The sequence below is a fragment of the Paenibacillus sp. 01L418 genome (assembly GCF_056400045.1).
This window is the reverse complement of the sequence record NZ_JBFTSN010000218.1, coordinates 1-10724: the sequence shown is the minus strand read 5'-3', so window position 1 is coordinate 10724 and position 10724 is coordinate 1. Positions and strand designations below refer to the sequence as shown.

Below are 10724 nucleotides of genomic sequence, written 5' to 3'. Positions count from 1 at the left end.
GCGTGGCATGGGTGCGCTTGAATCGGCGCTCGGCAGCAGCGCAGGCCATCTCCTATCGTTCACGGGAACAGATACAATACCAGCGATATTGTATTTGGAAAACTATTATAATGCGAATATAGAAAAGGAATTGGTGGGTACGTCGATTCCGGCAACCGAGCATAGCGTTATGTGCGCGCACGGGCGTGACGAGATGGCATCGTACCGCTATTTGATCAAAGAGGTATACCCAAATGGCTTCGTCTCGATCGTATCGGATACTTGGGATTTATGGAGTGTGCTTGACGTAGTCATTCGCGGCTTGAAGGATGACATTATGAGCAGGGACGGCAAGGTAGTCATTCGTCCCGACAGCGGAGATCCGGTCAAAATCATTTGCGGCGACCCGGATGGAGAGAGTGAATTCGAACGTAAAGGCGTTATTGAAATACTCTGGGATATTTTTGGCGGCACGGTTACGGAGAAGGGCTATAAGCAGCTAGATAGCCACATCGGGGCGATCTATGGGGATGCGATTACGATTTCGCGCTGCAAGGAAATTTGCGAGAAGCTGGCAGCAAAAGGTTTTGCATCGACGAATATGGTGTATGGGATCGGATCGTTCACTTACCAGTACAATACGCGGGATACATTTGGCTTCGCATTAAAATCGACGTTTACGATTGTGAATGGCGAGGAGCGCAAAATCTATAAGGACCCCAAAACAGATAATGGCGTGAAGAAGTCGCAGACAGGTCTTGTCCTCGTTACGGAGCAGGACGGGGAATTTGCCTATACTGACAATCTTAGCGCAGAGGAATATGAAGCTCGTAAAGCAGAGGATCAGCTCGAAGTAGTGTTTGAGGATGGGAAGCTAGTTCGAGATTTGACGCTGGCTGAGGTGCGCGCGAACTTATTGGCTCATTTATAAGTTATTTATCCGTGAAAATAAGATGCTCCTTCGAGCATCTTATTTTTGGTTTATTATAAATGTGTTGACAGAAGTTGGGTGATCAGATTATTATGATGTAAATCAAATGAAAGGAGGTCGATGACAATGTTCGGACTAAATTTAGAACGTAATCATGCAACTAAATATAGCAAGTCCATTTCATCGGCCTCTACGGGGCCTGTGACTATTTTCTAAAATCTTGTATGCTGCAAGCTGCAACGATTGGGAAATAAAGGCGCAAGATTAAGCCATGGACTTTTTGGGGTCCATGGCTTTTTTGTGTTCATTTGAATTTTGAGGAGATTATCGGATATGAAAGAAACGTATTATCAGCAAGTAAAGCTGCCTTCGGGGCAGGTGCATGTTTATGCAGGACCAGAGCTATTCGCGTCCTTGGATTATAAAGTGTTTGAAATGGCGAACAACAACTTACAAATACCGAATCAAGTATATATGAGCTATACGCCTGATGTGCATGTTGGCGTGGGAACCTGTATCGGTACAACAGCGGTATGGAATACGAGTGATGGCTACGTATCTCCTTCCATCGTAGGCAGTGATATCGGATGCGGGATGCGCGTACAGCTTACAAATCTGCATAAGGATGATTTGAAGGAAGTAAAGCTGCGGCGCAAGCTGGTTAAGGCTATTGAGAAATATATGCCAGTCGAGGAGCATGCAAGAGGTTACTTCTCAGATATTAGACTTGAGAATATCGTGAAGAAGGGCTTGCACGGCTTGCCGAAAAAATATATTCCTGATGCCTACACGCCGCGCAAAGCTACCTCTTTAACCCATGTGGAGAGCAGCCGCTTTGATTTTGACGAAGAGGCGCTGGATAAGTTTCCTGAAGTTGTCTGGCATCGCGCGCATCGCCAGCTCGGCACACTTGGTGGCGGCAATCATTTTGTAGAAATTCAAACGATTGAAATTGCCGAGAAAAACAGAGAAATTGCCGAAGCATGGGGGCTGTTCGACGGCCAAGTGRTCATTATGATTCATTCCGGCTCACGGGCTTGGGGAGGTGCGGTCAGTCAATATTGCAGCACGGACATTGCCAAAATGATGCGTCAGGAAGGCATAGGCACCGCTGATCCTAAGCTGCTATATGCGCCGTTATCCCATCCGCTCGGCCAAACGTATGTCAACCTCATGTACTCGGCCTTGAATTATGCGGTCGTGAATCGCCACCTGATTGCATACGCTGTCCGGGAGGCGGGCAAGGATGTGTTCGGCTCCAAATTCGAGCTGCGCACATTGTATGATCTCATGCATAACTACGCATGGGAGGAAGATCAAGATGAGCAGTCCTATTTCGTTCATCGCAAGGGTGCAACAAGAGCGCTGCCGGCAGGACATCCGGATAACCCTGAGCCGTATCGGAGCACGGGACATCCGGCGCTTATACCAGGATCGATGGGCACTGCCTCGTATATTATGGTCGGAAGCGCTGAAGGGAAAGCGAATCATTATTCCATCTGTCATGGCGCAGGACGAATCAGGTCACGGAACGCAACGAAGCAGCTCGTATCGGTAGAAGAGGTTGCTATTGCAATGCGTGTAGGCACGGATGATGAAATCGTCGTAAACCAGCGCTCTATGGAGTCGCTGGTCGATGAATCACCGCAGGCATACAAGGATGTAGATCAAATCATTGAGAGTGTAGTCAGAGCCGGGCTTGCGCAGGTCGTAGCAAAATGCAAACCGTTAGCTGCTGTCAAAGGAACCTAAATAAAGGAAAAGAAGGGGGACGAGGAGAATGTTTAACCAATATCTAGAAGTACAGTTAGTTAACGTAAATGATGAACAATCCAATTCTTTTAATTTAAGCAAAGAGAATAGCTCCACTCCTCGGACCCGTTGTTTGGTATTTGAAGGGAAGCGTGTACTGACCTCGTGTTAGCTGCATTGCTGACTATTCTTTTTCCTAGACTATGGACGATCTTGTCCATGGTCTTTTTTTTTGCAAGAAGAAGCTGAGTAAAGGAGTGTCTAGAATGACCAACATACATGAAAATATTTTGCTGGAACTGGGTAAAATCGAGCGGGAGGAACAGGTTCGCATCGTTTACGCGTGTGAATCAGGAAGCAGGGCTTGGGGTTTCCCTTCTAAGGACAGCGATTACGACGTGCGATTTATTTACGTCAGGCCGGTGGAATGGTATTTATCGATATTTGACAAAAGAGATGTAATCGAACGGCCTATAAGTGATCTTCTCGATATTAACGGCTGGGATTTGCGCAAAGCGCTTAATCTGTTTCGCAAGTCGAATCCGCCTCTGCTCGAATGGCTGCAATCACCGATTCCATACTTTACGAAATACTCAGTAGCCAAACAAATCCAAAGTGTCTCTCCGTTATCTTTCTCGCCGAAGTCGTGCATGTACCATTATCTCCATATGGCTAAAGGGAACTACCGAGAGTATCTGCAAGGCGAGCAAGTGAAAATAAAAAAGTATTTTTATGTGTTAAGGCCGATTCTTGCTTGCGGCTGGATTGCGAAGTACAACTCGATGCCTCCAAACGAATTTGATCGTTTAGTAGAGGCGCTTATTCCTGAGCAGAGCGAGCTGAGGGCTACGGTTGAACAATTGCTGCGCAGGAAAAAAGCGGGCGACGAGCTCGATTATGAGCCTAGGCTGCAAGTTATTAACTCCTATTTGGAGGAGCGAATGGTTCATTTTGAACAAATCGCACTCGAAATGGGTCAAGGGGGAACTGCGCAGGACAATCAGCTTGATGACTTGTTCCGCAGAGCATTACAAGAGGTTTGGGATTAAATAGTGTTGCTTTTAATTGATAAGTAAGGGGAAGTTAAGGATGGCTATCGTGCAAGTGAAATCGACGAACCCAAGCTTTTCGTTCGTCATTAGAAAAAACCCGGGGTCAGGCATGCTGCTGCGCGCCGTTCGCAAAGGAATGGCCTACGGCTGGTATACCGATGAAGCAACCTTCAACGTTTATTTTAAGGATGCCGACAATGAGGTTTCATACAAGCAGCATAGGCAGGACCAATTTGAGTACCTCAATGTATCGCGATATAATACGCCGCTCTTTGTACTGGGAGCGATTAATGAATTTTTTGCAGCGCCGCTTAAAGCGCAGCATTCGAGTGACACGGAGCAATACGAGCATACCTTCCATATCAATATGATTCATATTGAGCTCTTGCGTTATATTCATTTTTTTGAGAAGCATCTTACCGACTATACATTTGAAGCAGTACATCTGGCGCATAAGAGCTATTCGCTTACCATTAAGACACATAAATCGTTATATGAGCTTATGCATGTCGTTAGTGTGCTTTGTCTCTTCCTTTCGATGTTCAGCGACGAATACATCGATATTTCTGATGATGTGTTGATTAAATATGTGAAGAGTATCCAAATTATCGACGCGCCCTTTTATATACGAAGCTTGTTTGCCCGCAATTTTCTAGCTTCAAGAGACCGGTTCAAGAAATATAAAGAAGAGCTGGAGAAAACAGATCGTTATGCGGTTCAATTGGCCTTCGGCGGGACGGCTCAGCAGCGGAGAAGCTATATCGGAAGTGTGCTTCCGTTCAATAAGGCCATTCTCGATGTTGGCTGCGGAGAAGGCTTCTATGCGATTCCATTTGCATCCAAAATTGAAGACAGCTACTACGCGGTTGATATCCATGAGCCGCTGCTAGAGGTGGTAGAGCGGAAGGCGAAAGCAAAGGAACTGGACAACATCGCTACCTTTCCTTCCATTGAACATTTTCTAGAGGCTTATAACGGCGAGCAGGTGGATGTCATTTTGACCGAGGTTATTGAGCATATGAGTCTAAATGAGGCAGCTGTTCTGATACGGCAAATATGCGAACATGTTGATTTTGATTATTTTGTGCTGACAACACCTAATGCAGAGTTTAATGCTTATTATGAGCTGGAAGACTTCCGGCATGATGACCATAAATGGGAGCTTGGGCGAGCGGAATTTCAAGAGTGGCTGCTCGAAACGATTAAAGATCAATCCGTGGAAAGCCAATATGTCGCAATCGGCGATGGAGTGAACGGTATACAAACGACGCAGGGTGCGATTTTGCGGAAGAGGAGAGAGTAGCGTCAATGGAAATGAGAACGAGAGTCCATACGATTTTTATGCTGATTGGCACGACGGAATGCGGGAAAACAACCTTTGCAAATGAAGTGCTGATGCCGCAGCTGCGATTTAGGGATGACAGCAAGGGCATGAATGCGAACGTGCAATATATTTCATCCGATAGCATTAGACAAGAGCTTCTAGGCTCTGATTATGATAAATATGATCAAATCATGCTTGAAGCGAGCGATCAGGCTTTCCGCCTTTTGTTCGAGAAGCTGCGGCTGGTCACTACTTTCCCCATCAATGCGGAATTTGTTGTCGTGGATACAACAGGTTTGTCGGAGGATTTCCGGGCGAGAGTGAGGGAGGTTGCAAAGGAAAATAACTACAACCTTGAAGTCGTGCTGTTTGATTACAAGAAGCGGGATGATTATTATTCATCGGAGCGTTCGAAGAAACTGATAACGAGCCACATTAATCGTTTGCGCAAGGACGTGCTTGGTTCGCTCTCGAGGGAGAAATATAGCAAAGTTCATAAGGTGCGGGCTAAAGATTTTTATTCCCCTATGGATAAGGTTGCGAATCCGGATTATAAGATTATAATCGAGGATGCTGCTGAGTATTTGGACGTTTTTTTACCGCTGGACCAGAAGACGATTATCGTCGGTGACGTTCACGAATGTGTGGATGAGCTGAAGGCTTTGCTCGTTAGCCATGGGTTTCAACTAGAGGGCAATGTATTGGTTGAGACAGGAAAGGTCAGCGGTACAAAAGTATTGCTCGTTGGAGATTGGATCGATAAGGGAAGCCGCACTAAGGAAATCATTGATTTCCTATATACGAATCAGGATAAGTTTTTGTTTGTGCTTGGCAATCATGAAAACTTCGTCCATAAATATATGCGTGGTGAAATCAAAGGTGTGGAAGAGGAGCTGCTGCATGCCTACTTCGATTCGACTGAGGTGCTGAGAGGCGATGCTGAGCTGCTTCAGAAGTTTAATCATCTCGTATCGCTGTCGAAGCCTTTCTACAGAATGGTAGGAAAATCAGGACCATCCTATTATGTGACTCACGCGCCATGCGAGAACAAATATATTGGCAAGCTGGATGTGAATTCGATCCGTCATCAGCGCAATTTTAGACTCGACCGATCGGCGCCGATTGAAGCACAGCTTGCGTTTCTGAAGCGGGATGCAGCAGGAAACCAGCCGTATCATGTTTTTGGACATGTGGCTGCTAAACAAACATTTCGGATCAGAAATAAAATCCATTTGGATTCAGGCGCAGTTCACGGCAATCTGCTAACCTCGGTTTCTCTGTCGGTGAAGCCGACTTTCAAATCACAGAAATCGGCAATAGCCGGCATGGAAGGCGAGCTTCCTGCTCTCTTCAAAGAGGAACGCAAAGTATCGCTGCAGGAGCTGGATGATGATGAAGCCCGCAGATTGCAGTATTGCTCGCGCAATAAAATTAACTTTATTTCAGGAACCATGTCTCCTGCAGATAAGGATGAAGCGGCGGGTGAGCTGGAATCGCTGAGGAAAGGGCTGAACTATTTTATGGAGCGCGGTGTTAAAGAGGTCGTGCTGCAGCCCAAATATATGGGATCACGCTGCAATGTTTATTTGCATGCAGATATCGAGCAATGTTTTGCAGTGAGCCGCAATGGGTACAAAATAAATAAGGTTGACCTAACCGCTGTTTATGAGCGACTGCTGCAAAGATTCGGAAGCTACATGAAGGAAAACGATATATCGATGCTTCTGCTGGATGGCGAGCTTTTGCCATGGGAGGCGCTGGGAGAAGGTCTCATCGAAAAGCAGTTTAAGCCAATTGAGAAGGGGCTTGAGACAGAGCTTGCATTCCTGAAGGCGAATGGATTCGAGGAAGCGTTCGGAAAGCTTGCGCATGATTTCAAGGAAAGTGGTTTTGAAAAGGATCAGTTTCACCTTAGCAAAGGGGCTATTAATGAGAAATATGGCCTAGCCGTCTACCAAAACTTTAAACATGTTCATTCTATTCTTGAGAAAAACAGGCCAATTGATGAGCATATCAAAGCATATGAAACGTATAAGAGGCAGCTGGAGCTGTATGCCGAGGCTGGGGAGCTTGAATACAAGCCATTTTCGCTGCTCAAAATCGTATACGTAGACGGAAGCGAGCAGCTGCCAGCGTGGAAAACCTCGGAGATGTATCGTTTCCTCTCTGACGATCCATTCATCACGCTTGTTCTGTCTGATGCGGAGAGCTATGAGCTTGCAGAAAAATATTTCTACACGCTTACGGTAGACAATCATATGGAAGGTGTCGTGATTAAGCCGGAGATGCCTCAGCCGTACACGGTTCCCTATATGAAAGTGCGCAATAAGGAATACATGTCTATTATTTACGGTTATGATTATAGATTTCCGCACAAGTACAATAAGCTCATCAAGCAAAAAAATATTACGCAAAAGCTTCGTACATCATTTAACGAGTACCGGCTAGGACAGCATATGCTGGCGATTCCTTTTGCTGAAATTGCTCCAGAAAACGATGGATATCAAGCGGCTGTTGCGAATCTTTTGTTTGAGGTTGCCAAAGAGAAGGAAATAGATCCTAGATTGTAAATCATCAATATACCAAACCTCCCAAAATGGGAGGTTTTTCTACATCATTCGACCTATTATGAAATTGGTTATGGTATATATCGGAATAATATGGAATACTGGTATATGTAAAAAGTCCTAGTAAAAAGCAAAGTTGTCGAAAGACAATGACGCAAAGCCAACAGGCCTAAAGGAAATTTCCAAAGGTGGCTGGGTTGCCAAAAGGATGAGTGATAACATACCTATATCCTCTCCTTAAAAACTTCAGGTTACCGCCTACGTTATGAATAAGAGGGGATATTTAGCAATGAAACAAATGATTAAACGTTTTAATGGCAATGTTAATGTTGGTAGTTTTAATATTGTTCAAAAGTTAGCTAATTTAGGCTACTGGGAGTTTGACCATATTCGCAGAGAAGCATCCTGGTCGAATCAAATGTTCGAAATATATGGTATGAAATCTGATTTCTCGATGACGATTGAACAATTTTTTGAGTTCGTGCATCCCGAAGATCGTGAGCGCGTTAATGAGCAGTTCCACCTTGCAATTGAATCAAAAAAGGAAAGCGTTTCCGAGTACAGAATCGTTCGTCAGGGCGGTGAAGTTAGACATGTGGTGGAAAACATTACGTTCATACGGAATGCCGAAAACGAGATATTGTTGACGATAGGCATGATTCAGGATGTTACGGAAAATAAAAAAATACAGCATCGCCTCACACTAGAAGAGCAGCTTTATAAATCGATATTTGAAAACAATCCTGATGCTGTCTTTTCTTTAGACGCACAAGGGCGTTTTTTGTCATGCAATTCAGTGCTTGAGCAACTTTTTGGATATACGAAAGAGGAAATTATTAATGATAGTTTTCATAAATTTGTAGATGCCGCAGCGCTGGATAAAACGATTCAATATTTTGAGCAAACGGTCAAGACGCTGAATCCTCAAAACTATGATACGACAGGCATTACGAGAACAGGGCAAACGGTCGAATTTAATGTGACCAATATTCCAATCATTATTAATAAAAAGCTTATCGGTGTCTACGGCATTGCCAAGGATATTACGCAGCAAAAAATGATTGAGCAGTCGTTGACTGAGACCGAATTAAAATACCGCAGTATTGTCGAGCAATCCATTGTCGGTATTTTTGTCGCGCAGAAAAACAACTTCGTTTATTCAAATGATCAGCTCAATAAAATGTTCGGTTATGACTCCTTGATCGGTATGGATATTATACAGACGATTCATCCCTCAGACCGTGAAGCCGTCGTTAATCAGCTAACGAAGTTACAGGAGGGGCAGTCTTTATCTAATTTCTGCCACAGAGCCATTAAACAAGATGGGACGAATATTCATTGCGAAGTGCACTATAATCAAGTGTCAAATATGGGTGAGCAAGCGATCGTTGGCGTAGTCCTTGATATTACGGATCGAAGCAAGGCTGAGGAATTAAATCAATATTTGGCTTACCACGATTATTTAACGGAGATGCCAAATCGCAGAATGTTTGAAGACCAGCTAGATAAGCAGCTAAGGGTAAGCGAGTATTTTAAGCAGAGGCTGGCGATCATGCTGATTGACGTGGATCGTTTCAAATATGTAAATGATACGCTGGGGCATCCGATTGGGGATGAGCTGCTGAAACAAATCGCCTTCCGATTGATGAGCAATTTACGTGATGGCCAAACCGTATTCCGACTTGGCGGAGACGAATTTGCAATTATTATAGCTGATGTAAAGCAGCAAAACGAAATTAAGGATATGGCAGCTACTATTATTAGGCTTATCAATGAGCAATTTTTGATAGAAGGATATGAGCTGAATGTAACTGCAAGTATTGGAATCAGTCAATCGCCTGGCGATGGGAGCTCGGTGGAGCAGTTGATGAAAAATGCGAATGCGGCTCTTTATCATGCGAAGTCCAGAGGCAGCAACCAATCACAGTGCTATTCCGCTTCTTTAAATGTGCAATCATTCAAATTATTTTCACTCAGCAATGATTTGCGTAAAGCGCAGGAAAGAGGAGAGCTGTTCCTTCATTATATGCCTCGCGTACATTCGCAAACGATGGAAATTGTTGGCGTTGAGGCGCTGCTGCGCTGGAATCATCCGGATTGGGGATTGGTTGCTCCGTCTGAATTCATACCGATCGCAGAGGAAACGGGGCTTATTGTATCGATAGGAGAATGGGTGCTTCGCGAAGCCTGTATGCAGCATAAACGGTGGCAGAGCTTAGGCCTGCCTTCGGTTACGCTGTCGGTTAACTTTTCGGTGCAGCAGCTTCTTCAGCAAAATATATTGCATACCATCGATCAGATCATCGAGGAGACAGGAATTTCCCAAGATCGATTGGAAATTGAAATAACGGAAAGCTCCTTTATTAGCAATGAGAATGCGGTGACTGAATTGCTGCTGGAGCTGAAGAAAAGAAAAATCAAAGTATCGCTTGATGATTTTGGAACCGGCTATTCCTCTCTTTATTTATTGAAGCGCTTGGCACTCGATACGATCAAAATTGATCGGTCATTTATCGAGGAGTTGATGACGGATCGTAGAAATAAAAGCATTATTGAATGCATTATTCAATTGGCTGGCGAACTGGGCATGCAGGTGGTGGCCGAAGGTGTTGAAACGAAGGAGCAGTTCAACTATTTACGCGAGCAGCGATGCGATGAAATCCAAGGTTATTATTTCAGTCGTCCAGTAGAGCCGGACAGCATCGTACAACTTTTGAGCCGAAGATCTTGTAAAGAGCCTGCTTTATTTATGCCAAGTAAAGAGGTGCTCGTTAATCGGAGAAAAAGCTTTCGAATCGATTTGAAGCATTGTCTATTGGCAGAGATGACCATTACGATGTTCAAAGGTAGCAGTGTGAAGCTTGGGAGTACAGAGGTGTTTGTTCGAAACATCGGACCAGGCGGGCTCCGGTTTATTGTTGGTGTGAAGTTGCCCGTTAACAGCGATATTCTCTTGATGTTTAAGACGAAAATTCTTAATCAAATGTATGTGCTATTCGGATTTATCGTCTGGTACAATGAACTGGGCAAAGACATTTATGAATATGGTGTGCAATTTCAATTAAAAGAAAAGCAGCAGGATGAGCTCGTCAATACGCTTAATTTCCTAGCCATTAAGC

At 44.5% G+C, this 10724-nt stretch carries 5 protein-coding genes, 1 pseudogene and 1 riboswitch; all 6 genes and pseudogenes read left to right on the top strand.

What is annotated here, in order from left to right; genetic code table 11:
* A pseudogene (locus AC1DSE_RS21855) lies at positions 1 to 910 on the top strand (nicotinate phosphoribosyltransferase); the annotation flags it as partial.
* Positions 911 to 1243: 333 nt separating this feature from the next.
* Positions 1244 to 2662 carry an RtcB family protein gene (locus AC1DSE_RS21850; RefSeq protein WP_477528178.1) on the top strand — a complete coding sequence of 473 codons (1419 nt, stop codon included), beginning with the start codon at positions 1244 to 1246 and terminating at the stop codon, positions 2660 to 2662.
* 203 nt (positions 2663 to 2865) lie between these two features.
* Positions 2866 to 3711: a nucleotidyltransferase domain-containing protein gene (locus tag AC1DSE_RS21845; protein ID WP_441877540.1), complete on the top strand. Its 846-nt coding sequence runs from the start codon at positions 2866 to 2868 to the stop codon at positions 3709 to 3711.
* A gap of 40 nt (positions 3712 to 3751) precedes the next feature.
* Positions 3752 to 5017, top strand: coding sequence for a methyltransferase domain-containing protein (locus AC1DSE_RS21840; RefSeq protein WP_441877537.1), 1266 nt, complete (start codon positions 3752 to 3754; stop codon positions 5015 to 5017).
* A gap of 5 nt (positions 5018 to 5022) precedes the next feature.
* Positions 5023 to 7608 (top strand): metallophosphoesterase, encoded by a 2586-nt coding sequence (locus tag AC1DSE_RS21835; RefSeq protein ID WP_441877534.1) that lies wholly within the window; start codon positions 5023 to 5025, stop codon positions 7606 to 7608.
* Between the two features lie 116 nt (positions 7609 to 7724).
* A riboswitch (cyclic di-GMP riboswitch) is annotated at positions 7725 to 7810 on the top strand.
* A gap of 84 nt (positions 7811 to 7894) precedes the next feature.
* Positions 7895 to 10724, top strand: a 2830-nt coding sequence (locus tag AC1DSE_RS21830; protein WP_477528177.1) for an EAL domain-containing protein, incomplete at its 3' end; no start/stop codon positions are given.

Excerpts from the sequence above, each read along its gene's own strand:
- AC1DSE_RS21835 (WP_441877534.1), top strand. The coding sequence starts at position 5,023 with ATGGAAATGAGAACGAGAGTCCATACGATTTTTATGCTGATTGGCACG.
- AC1DSE_RS21845 (WP_441877540.1), top strand. The coding sequence starts at position 2,866 with ATGGACGATCTTGTCCATGGTCTTTTTTTTTGCAAGAAGAAGCTGAGT.
- AC1DSE_RS21840 (WP_441877537.1), top strand. The coding sequence starts at position 3,752 with ATGGCTATCGTGCAAGTGAAATCGACGAACCCAAGCTTTTCGTTCGTC.